We start from the raw sequence: 16,116 nt of genomic DNA on the forward strand, positions 1-16,116 counted from the left end.
AGATGCTTTATTAGACAGGCTGGTCCACAACAGCCACCGCATAGAGCTGGGCGGAGAATCTATGAGAAAACTGGTGCAATCCGATCACTTAGCGTAAAAATAGGAAGAGAGAAAAACGGCAGGATCAAGTGATCGGAATAAACCGAAACGAGCGATCGCAATCACCGAAATAGGCAGCCAAGTTCGAACTCACCATAAGCCACACCGTCTTGTTCCATTTGTGCTTTGACTGTGTTGATCTGCGCTTTCACCCAACGGATCTCTTCGATACTTTGGATCATCGGGATCATCACCTTGGTTTTACCAAAAGGTGCGGCGCGCAAAATGGCGCGGATTTGGGTGTGGAACAGGCTGATAAATTGCGGATAGATACGCACTGCGCGATAGCCGAGGAACGGGTTATGCTCATGTGGCAGGTTCAGGTATTCGATAGGCTTGTCGCCGCCGATGTCCATGGTGCGGATAATCACTGGCTTGCCTTCTGCCGCTTCCAGCACCGTTTTGTAAGCGTGGAATTGCTCGTCTTCGTCCGGCGCAGTCGCACGGTCCATAAACAGCATTTCAGTGCGGAACAGGCCGATACCCTCAGCGCCTTTGGCGAAAGCTGGCTCAGCTTCTACGGTACAGGCAATGTTCGCGGCGATTTCAATCTCTTTGCCGTCTCGGGTTTTACCGGAAAGATGAGTAAATGCACCCTCTTTCGCTGCCATTTGCTCAGCGAGCCAGATGGCGCGTTCAAAGTAGGTCGCGACATGCTCAGACGGTGCCAGAGCTACCACACCCAAGCTGCCATCCAGATAAATCAATTCACCTTCCTGCGCAGCACATTCCGCCACTGCCACGCCGGAAACCGCCGGAATATTAAACGCGCGGGCAAGAATAATAGTGTGAGAGGTAGAACCTGCCTGCGTCAGGATGAGACCTTTCAAGTGCTCGCGATCCAGACCCAGGAACTGGCTTGGCGTTAGATCGTTTGCGATAACAATCGAAGGCTCAGTCAGCGTAAATTCTGTCGAGATATTCATCTCAGGGTGGGCAGCGATCAGCAATTGAAGTGCGATGTCTTTGATATCCAACACACGCTCTTTGAGGTAGTCAGAGCTTGATTGCAACAGGCTTTCACAAATCACATCTACCGCAAGAATAATCGCTTTCGCCAACGCTTCACCTTGCTCAACGAACGTCATCACAGAGTGGTTCAACGCTTCGTCTTTCAGAATACTCAGGTGCGCTTCGATGATCGCTTTTTCCTGACCAGATGCGCTTTCAGCCTGATCCAGAAGTTTCTCCGTCACCAGAGTTTTCGCATGATCAAACGTCATTGCTGATACCGCACTGTCGAACAGTGACAGTTCCACTTCGCTATAACGAATCAGTTTGCCCTTGCCAATGCCTGCCGACAGACGTTTCGCATTCACCAGTGTCGGATTATGACGCATCAGCGATTGTGGCAGCGTCACCTCGCCTTCATCCATCACCACCAGCTCTTCGTCGCAGTGCGGGAATTCGTTGTGAAGATATTTCGCCAGCACGTCGAACGCGGCTTCTGCGTCTTCGCCTTCAATCAGCATGGAGCATGGGTCATTGAGTAGCGTGTCAGTACCCACTAACGACAGAACGCTTTTCGCTGAACCTTCGTTGTTGTTGCGCAGGTTTTTCAGGGTAATGGTGCTTTTGAACTGGTTACACACTGCTTCAAGATGATTGGCAGGGCGGGCATGAATGCCGTTTGGCAGCTCACAGGTAAATGCGACTTCTTTTTTCATTTTGTTCACTTAAATTTTTTCAAAAGGGCAATAGGGTGATTGATGGCTTCCTGCACCGAGGTGATGGTCAGCGTTTTCCCGGCATAGCGGTCGCTTTCAGAAGGAGTAATTTCGGTAGCCAACAAGATGTGATCCGCGGAATCAAACTCGCGTTCGGAGATTTTGTTTTCGATGCCCATCGCGCCCTGGGTTTCGACTTTTATTTGAATATTCAGGGTGCGTGCCGCTTCAACCAGTCGGTCGGCAGCCATGTAGCAATGGGCGATACCTGTGTGGCAGGCAGTGATGGCAACAACTTTCATAGCATGGCTTTTTGTTTGATTCGGATGTGCTCATGCTATGCCTTTCACACCCGTTCAAACAGATGAAATAACTAACATTTACTGGACAAAAGTCGCATGCGAATCGATGTGTGAAATGCATCACCAAGCCGGAAAATCCGTTCGCTCCCCTGCCCTTTCTGGAAAAAAGCGACATTGATTCCGTTCTTCGGCACTCAGCGGTTTTTCCACTTCAGTATTAGCAATCGCTCATCAAGTCGCATCTGTGATATCCCTTCCACCACTATTCGTTACGATACTTGGTGTATAGCGGCGTTACGACGGCTGCATCAGGAAGAAAATAATTCAACAAGGACGTGGCGATAATCAACGACATAGGTATCACCATGGACTTTTCCAAACCCAAGCGCCCTGTCGATAGGGTGTTTTTGCATTGCAGTGCCAGCGATTCAGAGGCACACGACAACATTGAAACCATGCGGAGATGGCATCTTGAAAGAGGATGGCGGGATGTGGGCTATCACTATTTCATCCGAAAGAGTGGCGAGTTGGAGGCCGGCCGCTCATTGGAAGAAGTACCAGCCGCTCAACAAGGCCACAATACAGGTTCGATTGCGATTTGCCTGCATGGTTTGAAGCAGGAAAAATTCACCAAAGCCCAGTTCGACAGACTCATCGCACTTTGTCGGGAAATCGACAAAGCCTATGAAAACCAACTCACCTTCCACGGACACTGTGAAGTTTCCGCCAAAACCTTCCCGGCTTTTGACTATAAAACCGTGTTGGGATTAACCGAATCAGGTGACAGAAAAAACGCACCCGCCAGCGAACCGCAGCGGGTTGAGCAGCCCATTCTTGAACTCACCGCCAAAGGTGCCGCTGTTGCTCACCTTCAAGCGCTACTTAATGAAAAGCTGCAAATAGACCTCACCATCGATGGTCATTTTGGCCAACTCACCAAAGCGGCAGTAATTTCATTTCAGCGAAAGAAAGGACTGATTGACGACGGCACGGTTGGCCGAAGAACGTGGGAGGAATTGCTGGCTTAAAATGAAATCGCCCAACATGTCGTTGGGCGACTTGCAAACTCAGCGACTTTGCTTGGCAAGGGTCTGGTAGCCGTTATAAATGCGCGAGCCTGTGGTAAACCAACACATGGCACCGAACACACAGGCAATCATCACGAAATGTGCAGGGAATAGACACATCAGCATAAAGCAAAGAATCGTCTCTGAACCTTCGGTCAATCCCGTCATGTAATACAGTGATTTGTTGCTGTAAACCGGGTCATCAATCCCCTGCTTGCTCGCCATGATCGCAAACGCCAGAAAGCTGCTTCCCGTGCCAATGAAGGAGAAAATCAGGAAAGCGCCCGCCACGGCATTCACGTCTGGGTTAGCCAGAATAAAGCCAAATGGCACCAGTGAGTAGAACAGGAAATCGAGGCTGATATCCAAAAAACCACCGGCGTCAGTAATGCCTTGAATCCGCGCCAACGCGCCGTCCAATCCATCCATCATGCGGTTGATCATGATGAAAATCAGCGCCAGTTCGTATTGCTGCATCGCCAGCGCTGGCAAAGCCAGAAATCCGATGCAAAAGCCTGCCAAAGTCACCTGGTTGGCAGATACGCCCATCTCATCGACCATTTCAGCAAACATCGCCAGCGGGCGCTTCACCACTTTAATACCAAAACTATCAAGCATGTAGACGCTCCTGTTGTGTGGCATGCCAAGGCCAGTTCAGAAGCTGACTGCCTTGAGGAATATCTTCTAAGTCATGCGTCACCATCAACGCGGGAATATGGGCTTCTTTCAGCTGCTCAACCACCCAATCGCGAAACTGGCTGCGCAAGGTTTTATCCAGCTTGCTGAAGGGTTCATCCAGCAGCGCCACTTTGGGTTTTGCCAGCAACATTCGGGTCAGGCTGACACGGGCGCGTTGGCCGCCGGAGATCTGGTCTGGAAACGAGTTCGCTAGCTGTGCCAGCGAGATGTTTTTCAACGCCTGCATCGCACGTTCTTTGCGTTCCGTGCCTTTAATAGCGTCCGGCAAGGCAAACGCCAGATTTTCCCAAACAGACAGGTGTGGAAACAGTAAGTCGTCCTGAAACAGAATGCCGACTTCGCGCTTGTGCGCCGTCATGCCATCAAGCTTGATACCATTCAGTTTAATGCTGCCGGAATATTCGAATTCATCTGACAGGTGGCCAGCAACGGCATCCAACAAAGTGGATTTACCGCAACCGCTTGGTCCCATCAGGCACAGCACATCGCCCTTTTCTACACACATGTTCAGCGATGAAAACAGCACATCGCCAGAGGATTTACGAATGGCGAGGTTTTCGAGACATAAGCTCATTGTGAAACAACTCTTTGATTGGTTTGCGGCGAAGCGTTAACTGCAAACGGCTTGTCAGGATCGCCAGCGAGAAGAACAGGAACGGCAGCAACGCCTGCCAAATAGCGTAAATCGCCGTAACACGACGGTCGAAGCCACTGGAAAGCGCCACCGCTTCCGTGGTCAATGTGGTGATGCGTCCTGCACCCAGCACCAGTGTCGGAAGGTACTGTGCAAGGCTGACGCTGATACCAATTGCCCAAGCGAACAGAATCGCGGGCAACAGGATGGGCATCTTCACTTTAAGCCAGACGCGGAGTGGCGATTTACCGAGACTCAATGCCGCGCGGGTTAAACGCTCGTCGTAGCTGCGCCAAGGGCCGTCCAGCGAAAGATAAACATACGGGAAAGCAAAGAACAGATGCGCCCAGCAGACCCAGAAAAAGTGTGCGTCGCCATTCACGTACAGCGTGGCAACCTGCATACCAAACAGAATGGAAAGCTGCGGTACCAGCATTGGCACAGCAATGATGTAACCCGGTACCTGAATGCGGTGACGCAGGCGATATTCGTGTGCCAGTAACCCCATCACCAAAGCCAGCGTGGCGGAGATCAGTGCGATGACGATACTCTGCTCAATCGAGCCAAGAATGGTATCCCACTCATATTCCCAGAAGCGCAGACTGTATCGGCTCGGTAGTAAATCAGGGAAGCGCCAGCGCTGCGCCACGCTCCAGATTAACATCAGCGGGATCATCGAAATCGAGAGTATCAGCATCCCCACAAACAGGGTTTTTCCCGGTAACGCGAAGCCTGTACGCCCTGAATATTGCCATTGCTTGAAGCCTTGGGTGACTGCCCATTCAATAAGGCGCGCAACACCAATCAGCAAGAGGGAGATTGCCAGCAACACCACAGCCCCTGCCGACGCGCGTGGCAGCAGCGCTAAGTCAGGATCGTTAAACCATTGCCACACCAACACCGCAAAGGTTGGCGGGTTGGTCGGGCCGATGATCAATGCCACATCCACCACCGACAAGCCATAAGCCATGACCGCCAGTAATGGAAAACGCAGCTTGGACAGCCACTGTGGGAACACGCATTTCCACCAGACTTCAGCACGGGAATACCCCAGTGACGCGGCGACTTTTTCCACCCTGTTTACTTTCACCTGCTGGAGAATGGAAATACTCATCAGCAGCAGGAACGGCACCTCTTTCAATGCCAGCATCAGGATTAAGCCCAGCGCGTGCGGGTCTTTGATCAGCAGCGCAAGGTCAGACGCATTTGGATCAGCGCTAATGCCAACCACATCCAGCAAACGCATTCCCATCCCCGTTGGGGCAAACAGGAAGGCAAAACCAATGGCAAACGCCACATGTGGCACAGCCAGCAACGGAGAAAGGGAGACCTCGACTTTACGCCAGAATTTGGTTCCCCAGGTTGCCTGCAGAATGGCAAATGTCAGTAAACACGCCAGATACGTGCTTGCTAATCCGGAATAGACCGTCATGCCAATCGAGCGCCAAACGCCTTCCCAATCGAACACTTGGGAAAATCCGTTCAGCGAGACGAGCTGCATGTCGAGTGGCGGAATGTAGCCTACTGAAGAAACAGCAACGCCCGCCAACCCAAACAGGGTCGGCAGGACGCAAATAAGAAGAATGAACAGATAGCTTGCGCGTAACATCAAACCTAACTTCCGTAGCGTTGTAGCCACTCTTTTTCGATGGCACTTTGCCAGCTTGGGTGGGTTTCAGGCACTGATTTGAACGGTTTGTGTTCTTTCGCCGAACCAGAAAGGAATTCGGTTTTCAGTACAGATGGATCACCCCAAATATCGATATTGCCTTTGCGTGATTGCGCTTCAGGACACATTAAAAAGTTAATGACCACTAACGCCCCAGCCTTTGCATTTGCGTTCCATGGCACCGCCAGATAATGAATGTTCGACAGCGCGCCGAAGTCCATTGCATAAGCTTTGGTGCTTTCCGCAAGGTTACCCGTGGCATGGGCAGCGTAAACCGCGTTTGGGTTGAAAGTGATCGCCAAATCGATTTGACCGTCATCCAGCAATTGCAGCGTTTCAGCTGTGCCTGCCGGGAATTGCTTACCGCCACGCCAAGCTACTTTGTGGAACGCATCCAGATAGTCCCAAAGCGGTTTGGTCGCAGCTGCATAATCTGTTTCAGACACGTTTTTCTGCAGACGTGGATCGTTCGATGTCAGTTCAATCAGCAAAGACTTCAAAAAGCTGGTGCCGTGAAATTCCGGTGGTCGTGGGTACGTTAGTCGGTTTGGGTTTGCCTGTGCGTATTTCAACATCTCCGCGTAAGAACGTGGCGGAGACGCAAGTTCTTCCTCGTCATAGATAAACACCAGTTGCCCCATGCCCCATGGTGCTTCCAGCCCGTCTGTCGGCTCAGAAAAATCCACGGTCACAGGCAGTGACTTATCCACGTACTGCCAGCTTGGTAAGTCTTCGACAAATGGGCCAAACAGCAGTTGGTTATCTTTGAGGGATTTGAAGTTTTCGCCGTTAATCCAGAGCATATCAACGCTGCCACCCTGCGCTTTTCCTGCCGCCTTTTCTGCAATCAGGCGGGTGGTGGTTTCGGTAATGTCCGTCACTTTGACGTGATGAAGCGTGACATCGTAACGGCGCTTAAGCTCTTTTTTTGCCCAACCCAGATAACGGTTAATTTCCTGATTACCGCCCCAGGCGTGGAAGTAAACATGTTGTCCGGCAGCCTCGGCTTCAATCTGCTGCCAGTTTTCGGTGTCCGTCGCAGACACAGAGAAGGTGGTGACCGCTAAAGCAAGCGCGGTGAAAAGGTTTTTCATACTACTTCGTTTTTAAAAATTTCTAGGGCGTTAAAAAGACGAAAATCGCCCCTTACGCGCGGCAAGGGACGATACAATATTCACTTTCGAATCCAGCGCAAGCTTATTTAGACAGTTCCGCCATATCGATGCCTTTTTTCTTCGCGATGTATTTCGGGATCAGAGACATGCCGAACAGCACCAGACCCGCAACCGCGAATTTCACCAGCAGCATTGCCGACACGCCGTTAGTCGCGATGTCACCCGCCATGTAAGCGAAGATGAAGGCGCCAGGTGCCATAGTGATCATTGAAACCAGCGCGAAAGTGCTCAGGCTCAGACCAGTCAGGCCGTAAGCGTAGTTTTGCAGGCTGAATGGGAACACAGGAACCAGACGGGTCAGGATCAGGAAGCTGGTACCGTTTTGCGCAACACCGTCATCAATTTTCTTGAAGATTGGGTTGGTACCAAACTTTTTCATGATGGTGCCACGCAGCAGGAAGCGAGCCACAACAAACGCTGCTGACGCACCTACGGTTGCAGCAACCAGTGCCAGAATACCGCCTTGAACCGGGCCAAAGACGATACCCGCTACAATGGTGAACGCACTGCCTGGCAGCATGAAGATACAGGCGAAAACGTAAGCAATCAGGAATACCACGTAACCCATCGCGCCGAAGCTTGCGATCCAAGCTTGCAGGCTTTGGATGTCAGTGATGATTTCCAGAATGCCGCTTTGTTTCGCTGCAAACAGAACAGCGGCGATAACCGCAATGATCAGACCGATTTTTAGAAATTTCATGAGTGTTTACCCGAAAAATAAAGAATTCTGCTTTTTCCTGAAGAAGGCAAGAAACTCGCCGGGCGAAACTGCAGGAGACAACTGCGTATCGCTCAACACCCGGCGGCTTCTTAATTCACACTGACATGCACTTAATCAGGCCAGCTTTTGACTTGTAGCGGTTGAACCAAGCTTTTGCAGGGTTAGCCAGTACGTTCACTGGTGGCGCAGTATCTTGCATCACAACCGGACCAAACATCAGATCCAGAATGTGCCAAGATTTCGCGCCCACACCCATCATGGATGCACGACATGCTGCGCAGTAAACCACCACGTGGTCAGTTTCAAACTCATCAACACGACGCTGAACCACACGGGTTGCCACGTCAGGGTTAGCCGGTACAACCATGCCACCGAAGCCACAGCAGCGCGTATTTTCGCGGGTGTGTTCTGGCTCAGCGGTTTTGTAGCCCAGCTCGTTCAGGATCCAACGGATACCGTCTTGCAGTTCTTTCTCGTAGCGGGTTGAGCAAGAGTCGTGAATGGTGAAGACCACATCGCTGTCTTTTGCTTTGCCCACCAGCTCTTTTGGCAGACCGATTTTTGGCAGCAATTTCCACAGAGAAACGGGCTTTTGCGTACCACCAGATTTCTTGATCATGCCGTAGCAGCTTTGGCACGCCACGATCACTTCGTCTGCTTGTAGCTTGTCAAAGTCAGCTTGCAGCTGGCCGTAACGCTCTTTGAATTTGTCTGCCTGACCAATCGCTGCAGTTGGCTTACCACAACATTTCTGAACCGCACCCATTTCCGGGAACACGTTTTTCAGGTGTTGTGCAATCGCCGCGACACCTTCTGGCGAGTAGGATGGCAGGCTGCATCCTGGCATGAATACTTTATTGGTCATTTTGTGGTTACCGCGCGTTTAGCCATTGTGAAGAATTTCGAGAAGCCCAGCTTCTGGTGCATGTTGATTGCCTTGTGGCCTTTCATTGGCGATTCGCCATTGTTCGCGTTAACGAAGTCAACACGGGCGCCAAGGAAGATATCCTTCATTGGGTAATCTTTAGGACAAACGATGGTGCACTGGTCACAGGCATTACAGGAGTAAGCCAGTAGTGGATCCATCTCTTTGTTGTTGACGAAGTCACTGAACAGGGTCTTCGGACAATCACCGAAGTCGTTCATCATGATGCACTCGCTCATACACAGTTTGCAGGTACACTGCAGACAGCGACTTGATTCCTGCTTGATTTGCTCTTGCGTGAAACCAAGGTCAACCTGTGCGAAATCGCGCTTGCGCACTTCGGCATCACGCAGTTCACCGTGCAGACGAGGGACGTCGGTGGTGCCTTTAGGCAATGGAATGTCCAGACGAGACTTGTAGCTGTACTCTTCCTGGAAATCGCGGCCTTCTTCCAGAGGACGACCCGCGAACTGACGCTCGATGCTCATGGCGGCTTTACGACCCAGTGCCATCGCTTCAATCACGATGTTACCGCCAGCCGCGTCACCTGCGACGTAAACACCTTCCATCGACGTTGCCAGCGTGTCTTTGTCGACCACGTAGCGACCGCCACGGCTGGTTTCCAGCGCGCCGTCAGTGATGTCTGCCACCAGCTGACCGGTTGCGAATACCACAGTGTCGACTTCGATAGTGCGGGTTTCATCGCTGTAGCTTGGTGCGAAGTTGCCGTTTTCGTCGAAGATAGACAGCACACGACGCAGGGTAATTGAGGTCACTTTACCGTCTTTCTCTTCGATAGAGATTGGGCCCCAGCCAGCGTTGAAGACCACGCCTTCTTCCAGCGATTCTTCGATTTCAACATGGCTTGCTGGCAGTTTTTCCATCGCTTCCAGAGAGCACTGGTAAACTTCATCAGCACCGATACGCCATGATGAGCGTGCACAGTCCATCGCGACGTCACCACCGCCGATCACCATTACTCGTTTGCCTGCGCGGGGGAATGCACGGGTTTCAGAGATTTCTTTCAGGTATTCAACCGCAGAGAATACGCCTTCAGACTGGTGACCAGGCAGCGGGATGATAGAACCCACGTGCGCACCGTGTGCCAGAACCACTGCATCGTGAGTGTTGCGCAGTTCTTCAAATGTGATGTCTTTGCCGATTTCCACACCGAACTTGGTTTCGATGCCCAGCATATCCAGGTAGCTGTATTCGAAATCGATAACATGACGTGGCAGACGGTACTCAGGAATACCTACACGCATCATGCCGCCATATACGTCCATTTTTTCGAAGATAGTGACGTCGTGACCTTTGCGGCGAAGTTCAATTGCCGCCTGTGCACCCGCAGGGCCAGCACCAATGATCGCGATTTTCTTGCCAGTTGGATTCAGAACCGCCAGATCCCAGTTCTCTTTGTTATCCATTTTTTCTGCAACGAAGCGTTTGATACCCGCGACGCTGATGCCCTGACCGTATTCAGTCTGACGACGACATGCCTGCTCACACGGGTGCGCACAGATGCGACCCAGTGTTTGTGGCAGGAACAGTTTGCCGCGGATCACGTCCAGTGCTTCTTGATACTTGCCTTCACCTGACAGACGCACGTACTGCTTAACGTCAGTGTGCATTGGACATGCAGTTTGGCATGCTGGGTCTGCATCACCCATGCAGCCGTCTACTACGCGTTGTGCCGCGTCGTAGAGCTTTTGACTAAAAATGACATTGTTCATTGTTGTTATGATTCCGGTATATGTAATTCTTTTGGCAGTACCTACTCAGACGCAGTGCTCAAGTGCGCCTGGGTAAGTCATTGATTAGCTTTTCTTCGCACCGCTTTGCACTGGAATGTCCGCACGATTTTGTTCGTAGTGCGCGTAGCTGTACTCAATCCAAGAACCGTCGTAGTTGTAGACGTCTTGTGCACCCAGAACTTCTTCCAGAACCATCATGGTGTGTGCAGAACGAACGCCTGATTGACAGTAGGCAATGACTTTCTTGCCTTTAATCACATCGCCGTACAGGGCTTGCAGTTCTTCTGCAGATTTCAGTGTTGTGTCGTCGTTCAGCGCTTTGGTCCAGTTGATGTGAACACTGCCAGGGATAGTGCCCGGGCCAAACGCGCCAGATACTGTGGTGCTGCCATCAAATTCCGCGGTGCCGCGGGTATCCAGAATCACCCAGTCAGCGGTGTTTTGCGCTGCCAGAACCATATCCAGCGTTGCCAGTGCCGACTCTTCGCTTTGGGGCGCAGGGGCTTTGTACTGAGATGCAGTCACCGTTGGGTTTGCATTGCCTGTTGGGAAGCCTTCGCCAATCCACGCATTCAGGCCGCCATCTAGGTAGCGAACGTTTTCATGACCCAGGTTTTTGATTTGCCAGAACAGGCGGGCTGCATCGTGGTGAGAGTTTGCAGCGTAAACCACAATGGTGGTTTCCGGTGTTGCACCGTAGCTGCTCAGCAGGGATTCCATTTCTTCGACAGAGTTGCGCATGCCGTCAAACTCATAGGCGTCTTTCGCTGCAGAGTAATCAGGACGCCACATTGAGAATGAACCTTCGATAGGTGCATCTGGCTTCATCGGGTTCAGCGCGCCGATCACAACCACATCCAGATCGCGATCCATCATCTGCTTCACTTCCTGTGCAGAAACGAACGCTTCTGGGTTCGCGTACTCAGCAAACTTCTGATCTAACACTTCAGCACTTACCTGAACCGCTTCTGCACCGAACATGCTGGTGTAGCCGACATAACCTGCTGCCAGAACAGCAGCGACAACGCCGATTGCAACTGTCGATTTTTTCATCGTGAAATTCCCAAGATTATTAAAAATTTTTCTGCCTTCTCAGGGGCAAAAGGAAATCAATAACGGGATGCTGAATACTTGGCTTTATGATTCGTTTTAAGTGCCAATCTTACTGCCAGCATCGCGCTCAAAATGCGTTGGGTTGACCGCTCCGGGTCAGTAGCACGGATTGTGTGTGAAGGAAGGTTTGCGGGATATTGTGGTTTACCACAATAGTGCGAAATATTTGATCTAAAGCAACATAAAACATAGGGTTTTCTAGGGTAGAATGCGTGCCACTCGCCTCCTTGTTGTGTCGTTTTCATTTGAACGGATATCTCCAACGATTTACCCCGCTACTCGGCATAAAAGCTGTCTTTCTCTATACCGTCAGCATGTGCTGCTTTTGCGTATGTCCCGCACAAGCTGAAGTGCTACAACACTATGATGTCGGTGTGTTAGCGCTTCGTGGCGATCAGCATGCTGAGCAATCCTGGCAGCCAACACTGGATTGGCTGGAAGACACCATTCCGAATACCGAGTTCACCCTTCATACCTACGACTTTGAAGAGTTGGATGAAGCCTTCGAGCACAATCAGTTGGATTTCCTGCTGACCAGTCCGGGACAGGCCACGCGTATTGCGCGGCAATATCCGCTGAACTGGCTCGCCACCCAGAAGACCCCATACAGCAGTAACCTCACCCACTCCATTGCTTCTGTTGCTGTTGTGCGTAGCGACTCGCCCTACCTTGCCCTTCGCGACATTGAATATGCCCGCGTGGGTGCCGTTTCAGAAAAAGCGTTTGGTGGCTTTCTGGCGCTCCGCTATGAAATTGAAAAACGCAATGTGTTTGGCAGCAGCTTCTTTAAGCGGGTGAAATTCTATGGCCCACCAACAGATAACATTCTGCTGAGTGTGATTGACAACGATTTGGATGTCGCAGTGCTGCCCGCCTGTACGCTGGAAAGCATGATTAGAGAAGGCCGCATCGAGCGGCATAAAGTGCGTGTGCTTGAAGGCAAGCGTCCGAATGACTCGATCTGTACGGTGACCACCCCGCTCTATCCAAACTGGACGTTTGCCAAAACCGACCGCGCTTCTGACAGCATCGGCAAGTTAGTCACTCAATCACTGCTTTCGATGCATGAAAGTGCTTACGCCGCAGAGGCTGCGGGTAATGTCGGCTGGACCCTCCCAGCAAGCCCAGTCAAAGTCGACCATGTGCTGCATCAACTCGACATGCACCCCTTACAGCGCACCTGGCAGGAAGGATTCCTGAAATGGCTGGATCGCAATCAGGTACTCGCCTTCGCCACCTTCGTCGTTTTCATGCTGATGAACATCTATCACTTCTGGCTGGAATATCGCTTTAAACGCAGTAAAGACGATCTCAAGAAAACCCTCTACGAACTCAAAGAGAGAAACGAGCAACTGGAGCATGCCCAGCGAACCATGATTGTCAGCGAGCTTGGCAGCAGCATTGCGCATGAGATTAACCAACCGCTGTCGACCATCAAAAACTACTCAGAGGGTTTGCAGCGACGCATTGCCCAGGGCATGACACCGGATGAACTTACCCCATTCTTGGGCAAGATCCAGCAACAGGTCACCGTCGCGAGCGGTATCATTCAACGCCTGCGTGGCTTGATAAAACAAACACCGACAGACTATGTCACCTGCGATCCGATCTTCTTAATTAAAGAGTCGATATCGCTGATTGAATACGACTTTCAGGCGCAAAGAATCGCGCTCAATCTGATTGTTGAAGGCAAGCCAATTCAAGGCGAATTCGATGTCATTGGCATGCAGCAGGTGATGATCAATCTGCTGAAAAACGCCAAAGATGCCTGTATGGCCAGTCTGGATTACCAATTCTCGCCGACCGTCACTATCGAGCTTTTGTATGGCACCCATGAGGTAGTTATCCGGGTTCAGGATAATGGTATCGGCCTTGCGGCAAGCGAGACCGAAGTGAAGAAGCCTTTCTATACCACCAAAGAAGATGGCTTGGGTCTTGGTTTACCTATCTGCCGTGAAGTCGTCGAAGCCCATCGCGGACATTTTATTATTCAGGCTGCACGCCCGGTTGGCTGTGAAGTCACTGTGGTGCTGCCAATCAAACGAGAACAAGAATAAATGAACAAAGGCCCAGTATTTATTGTTGATGATGAAGATGCAGTCCGTGAATCACTGGTTTTTATGCTGGAAAGCTATGGCTTGGAGCTGAAAGATTTCGCCTCTGGCCCTGCGTTTCTGGAAAGCGTCGATATTTCCGAGCCGGGTTGCATTGTGCTAGATAGCCGTATGCCAGAAATGCGCGGTCAGGAGCTACAGCAGATCCTCAACGATGCACAAAGCCCACTCTCTATCATCTTCCTGACAGGTCACGGCGATGTGCCTATGGCAGTTGATGCCCTCAAAGACGGTGCAGTCGATTTCTTCCAAAAACCGGTCGACGGTGATCGCTTAGTGGCGGCGATTGAAAAAGCCCTCGCCCACTCTTTCCAGCGTGTTGGTCATGTCTGTGTCGAAAAGAAATACAACAGCCTGACTGAGCGTGAAAAAGAAGTACTGAAAGAAGTGCTGAAAGGCCAGACCAACCAGCAAATGTCGAAGACTCTGTGTGTTTCGCTGCGCACCATTGAAGTTCACCGCGCGAACATGATGAAGAAGTTTGAGGCTAGCAATGTGGCAGATTTGGTGCTGCGGTTAAGTACCTTGATTCAGCAAGGGAAAATCTAGTTCACCACAAAAGGCGAAGTGCAGAATCGCGGGGGAATGCGAAACTGCACTTCAGGGGGAACCTATTGGCACTTAAATGCCGTTTGATTCGTTTTAATTAGAGAGCGCGACTTTCATCTGCTCGGCAACTTTGTCGACCTTGCCCAACCCGACGACCACTTGTAGGCCACCTTTACCGATTGGAATCACACCTGCCGCGCCAAGTTGTTTCAGTTTCTCACTGTCAGCCAGTCCAGAGTCTTTCACTGTCAGGCGAAGACGGGTGACACAGTTGTCTACTTCCAGAATATTCTCTACACCGCCAATGGCTGCAATGTAGTCGTTAGTGAGTTGGCCAATTTCTTCTTTCGTTTCTTCTTTCGAAGCAGCTTCTCCACGACCCGGCGTTTTCAGGTTGAACTTCAGAATCGCAAATCGGAAGGTGAAGTAGTACACCGCGAAGAACACCAGACCTTGAGCAATCAACATGTACCACTGGGTTGCAAGTGGGTTCTGGCTAGAGAGTACGAAGTCCACGAAACCTGCTGAGAAACCAAATCCTGCCATCCATTCCATGCTTGCTGCGATGTAGAGCGAGATACCCGTCAGCACAGCGTGAATGAAGTAAAGTGCCGGCGCCAGGAACATGAAGCTGAACTCTAGCGGCTCTGTGATACCTGTGAAGAATGACGCCATGGCTGCTGCAATCATGATGGAGAATGTCGCGCCTTTGTTTTCTGCATCAGCACAGTGGTACATCGCCAAAGCTGCTGCCGGTAGACCGAACATCATGATTGGGAAGAAGCCCGCTTGATACATACCTGTTTTACCAGGGATCGCCGTGCCGTCAGCAATAGACTGCGCGCCACCCAGAAAGTTAGGGATATCGTTAATGCCGACCACATCAAACCAGAAAACGGGGTACAGCGCATGGTGCATGCCGATAGTCAGTGTCAGGCGGTTAAAGAAGCCGAATAAGCCCGCACCCAGTGCATCCAGCGCGACAAGATGGTTACCGAATACAACCAGTGCGTTGTAAACCATAGGCCAGACATAAAGCAGCACAAACGCAATCGCCATACCTGCAATCGAGGTCAGAATAGGGACCAGACGTTTACCGCTGAAAAACGCGAGTGCTTTTGGCAGTTCAACCGTGTGGAAGCGATTGTAGATCTCCGCTGAGATAATGCCGACCAAAATACCAATGAACTGGTTATTGATCTTACCAAAGGCATCCGGCACTTCATTTGCCGCTACGCCCATCAGCTGGCTGACTGCGCCAGGAGAAAGTAAAGTTGTAACGACCATAAAGCAGATAAAGCCCGCCATGGCTGCCGCGCCGTTTTTATCTTTACTTAAACCGAACGCGACGCCGATGGCGAACAGCACAGCCATGTTGTCGATGATGGCGCCACCGGATTTGATTAACAGCGCCGCCAAAACACTTTCTGAACCCCAACCCACCGGATCAATCCAGTACCCGACGCCCATTAAAATTGCGGCTGCAGGCAGAGTGGCAACAGGTACCATCAATGCCTTACCGACTTTTTGCATATATCCCAAGATATTCATCTAAGCCCCCAAGCTTTATTCAATAAAATTCTTAATCCCCCGCAAGGTTGTGATGCTGTCGTTATTGGCTTGTTTTC

General features: G+C 51.1%; 15 protein-coding genes. 4 read left to right on the top strand and 11 right to left on the bottom strand.

Going from position 1 to position 16,116, the window contains the following annotated elements; all coding sequences use genetic code 11:
• A partial coding sequence (locus tag GMA8713_RS27460; RefSeq protein WP_062713704.1) for an ATP-binding protein occupies positions 1-97 on the top strand: 97 nt, incomplete at its 5' end.
• Positions 98-161: 64 nt separating this feature from the next.
• Here GMA8713_RS27460 and GMA8713_RS20330 read toward each other — a convergent pair.
• Both GMA8713_RS20330 and GMA8713_RS20335 read right to left on the bottom strand, forming a co-directional pair.
• Positions 162-1,766, bottom strand: a complete 1,605-nt coding sequence (locus tag GMA8713_RS20330) for a putative PEP-binding protein (RefSeq protein WP_232314510.1) — start codon at positions 1,764-1,766, stop codon at positions 162-164.
• A 5-nt stretch (positions 1,767-1,771) separates the two neighbouring features.
• Positions 1,772-2,068 (bottom strand): PTS fructose transporter subunit IIB, encoded by a 297-nt coding sequence (locus tag GMA8713_RS20335; protein WP_002538525.1) that lies wholly within the window; start codon positions 2,066-2,068, stop codon positions 1,772-1,774.
• 365 nt (positions 2,069-2,433) lie between these two features.
• Here GMA8713_RS20335 and GMA8713_RS20340 point away from each other — a divergent pair, with 365 nt between their 5' ends.
• Positions 2,434-3,096, top strand: coding sequence for a peptidoglycan recognition protein family protein (locus tag GMA8713_RS20340; RefSeq protein WP_062713706.1), 663 nt, complete (start codon positions 2,434-2,436; stop codon positions 3,094-3,096).
• A gap of 39 nt (positions 3,097-3,135) precedes the next feature.
• Here the strand turns inward: GMA8713_RS20340 and GMA8713_RS20345 are convergent, their stop codons facing one another.
• The 8 genes from GMA8713_RS20345 to GMA8713_RS20380 all read right to left on the bottom strand — a co-directional run bounded on the left by GMA8713_RS20345 (position 3,136) and on the right by GMA8713_RS20380 (position 11,765).
• Entirely contained in the window at positions 3,136-3,753 is a 618-nt protein-coding gene (locus tag GMA8713_RS20345) for a CDP-alcohol phosphatidyltransferase family protein (protein ID WP_062713708.1), read from the bottom strand.
• Complete coding sequence (locus tag GMA8713_RS20350; RefSeq protein WP_062713711.1) at positions 3,746-4,408, bottom strand: ATP-binding cassette domain-containing protein; 663 nt, start codon at positions 4,406-4,408, stop codon at positions 3,746-3,748. The genes GMA8713_RS20345 and GMA8713_RS20350 overlap by 8 nt, the downstream gene beginning before the upstream one ends.
• Positions 4,374-6,077: an ABC transporter permease gene (locus tag GMA8713_RS20355; protein WP_062713713.1), complete on the bottom strand. Its 1,704-nt coding sequence runs from the start codon at positions 6,075-6,077 to the stop codon at positions 4,374-4,376. Before GMA8713_RS20355 ends, GMA8713_RS20350 begins: the two co-directional genes overlap by 35 nt.
• 5 nt (positions 6,078-6,082) lie before the next feature.
• A complete protein-coding gene (locus GMA8713_RS20360) occupies positions 6,083-7,231 on the bottom strand; it encodes an ABC transporter substrate-binding protein (RefSeq protein WP_062713715.1) in 1,149 nt (382 codons plus the stop codon).
• A 103-nt stretch (positions 7,232-7,334) separates the two neighbouring features.
• On the bottom strand, positions 7,335-8,012 hold the full coding sequence (locus tag GMA8713_RS20365; RefSeq protein ID WP_062713717.1) for a TVP38/TMEM64 family protein: 678 nt from the start codon (positions 8,010-8,012) through the stop codon (positions 7,335-7,337).
• 115 nt (positions 8,013-8,127) lie between these two features.
• Positions 8,128-8,898: a heterodisulfide reductase-related iron-sulfur binding cluster gene (locus GMA8713_RS20370; protein ID WP_002538535.1), complete on the bottom strand. Its 771-nt coding sequence runs from the start codon at positions 8,896-8,898 to the stop codon at positions 8,128-8,130.
• Positions 8,895-10,691: an FAD-dependent oxidoreductase gene (locus GMA8713_RS20375; protein ID WP_062713718.1), complete on the bottom strand. Its 1,797-nt coding sequence runs from the start codon at positions 10,689-10,691 to the stop codon at positions 8,895-8,897. Before GMA8713_RS20375 ends, GMA8713_RS20370 begins: the two co-directional genes overlap by 4 nt.
• An 84-nt stretch (positions 10,692-10,775) precedes the next feature.
• Positions 10,776-11,765 (bottom strand): sulfurtransferase, encoded by a 990-nt coding sequence (locus GMA8713_RS20380; protein ID WP_046304323.1) that lies wholly within the window; start codon positions 11,763-11,765, stop codon positions 10,776-10,778.
• Between the two features lie 374 nt (positions 11,766-12,139).
• Here GMA8713_RS20380 and GMA8713_RS20385 point away from each other — a divergent pair, with 374 nt between their 5' ends.
• Together GMA8713_RS20385 and GMA8713_RS20390 are read left to right on the top strand one after the other, a co-directional pair.
• Complete coding sequence (locus GMA8713_RS20385) at positions 12,140-13,882, top strand: sensor histidine kinase (RefSeq protein ID WP_062713719.1); 1,743 nt, start codon at positions 12,140-12,142, stop codon at positions 13,880-13,882.
• Positions 13,883-14,488 (top strand): response regulator transcription factor, encoded by a 606-nt coding sequence (locus GMA8713_RS20390; protein WP_062713720.1) that lies wholly within the window; start codon positions 13,883-13,885, stop codon positions 14,486-14,488.
• Between the two features lie 93 nt (positions 14,489-14,581).
• Here GMA8713_RS20390 and nagE read toward each other — a convergent pair whose 3' ends face one another.
• Positions 14,582-16,039: an N-acetylglucosamine-specific PTS transporter subunit IIBC gene (gene nagE, locus GMA8713_RS20395; RefSeq protein ID WP_062713721.1), complete on the bottom strand. Its 1,458-nt coding sequence runs from the start codon at positions 16,037-16,039 to the stop codon at positions 14,582-14,584.
• Positions 16,040-16,116: the final 77 nt, after the last annotated feature.

Source organism: Grimontia marina, assembly GCF_900060185.1.
Classification (GTDB): domain Bacteria; phylum Pseudomonadota; class Gammaproteobacteria; order Enterobacterales; family Vibrionaceae; genus Enterovibrio; species Enterovibrio marinus.

What these genes read in the sequence shown, in the direction of transcription:
- GMA8713_RS20345 (WP_062713708.1), bottom strand. Translation starts at nt 3,753, where the DNA reads ATGCTTGATAGTTTTGGTATTAAAGTGGTGAAGCGCCCGCTGGCGATG.
- GMA8713_RS20370 (WP_002538535.1), bottom strand. Translation starts at nt 8,898, where the DNA reads ATGACCAATAAAGTATTCATGCCAGGATGCAGCCTGCCATCCTACTCG.
- GMA8713_RS20335 (WP_002538525.1), bottom strand. Translation starts at nt 2,068, where the DNA reads ATGAAAGTTGTTGCCATCACTGCCTGCCACACAGGTATCGCCCATTGC.
- GMA8713_RS20385 (WP_062713719.1), top strand. Translation starts at nt 12,140, where the DNA reads ATGTGCTGCTTTTGCGTATGTCCCGCACAAGCTGAAGTGCTACAACAC.
- GMA8713_RS20350 (WP_062713711.1), bottom strand. Translation starts at nt 4,408, where the DNA reads ATGAGCTTATGTCTCGAAAACCTCGCCATTCGTAAATCCTCTGGCGAT.
- GMA8713_RS20390 (WP_062713720.1), top strand. Translation starts at nt 13,883, where the DNA reads ATGAACAAAGGCCCAGTATTTATTGTTGATGATGAAGATGCAGTCCGT.
- GMA8713_RS20360 (WP_062713715.1), bottom strand. Translation starts at nt 7,231, where the DNA reads ATGAAAAACCTTTTCACCGCGCTTGCTTTAGCGGTCACCACCTTCTCT.
- GMA8713_RS20380 (WP_046304323.1), bottom strand. Translation starts at nt 11,765, where the DNA reads ATGAAAAAATCGACAGTTGCAATCGGCGTTGTCGCTGCTGTTCTGGCA.
- GMA8713_RS20375 (WP_062713718.1), bottom strand. Translation starts at nt 10,691, where the DNA reads ATGAACAATGTCATTTTTAGTCAAAAGCTCTACGACGCGGCACAACGC.
- GMA8713_RS20355 (WP_062713713.1), bottom strand. Translation starts at nt 6,077, where the DNA reads ATGTTACGCGCAAGCTATCTGTTCATTCTTCTTATTTGCGTCCTGCCG.
- GMA8713_RS20365 (WP_062713717.1), bottom strand. Translation starts at nt 8,012, where the DNA reads ATGAAATTTCTAAAAATCGGTCTGATCATTGCGGTTATCGCCGCTGTT.
- GMA8713_RS20340 (WP_062713706.1), top strand. Translation starts at nt 2,434, where the DNA reads ATGGACTTTTCCAAACCCAAGCGCCCTGTCGATAGGGTGTTTTTGCAT.
- nagE (WP_062713721.1), bottom strand. Translation starts at nt 16,039, where the DNA reads ATGAATATCTTGGGATATATGCAAAAAGTCGGTAAGGCATTGATGGTA.
- GMA8713_RS20330 (WP_232314510.1), bottom strand. Translation starts at nt 1,766, where the DNA reads ATGAAAAAAGAAGTCGCATTTACCTGTGAGCTGCCAAACGGCATTCAT.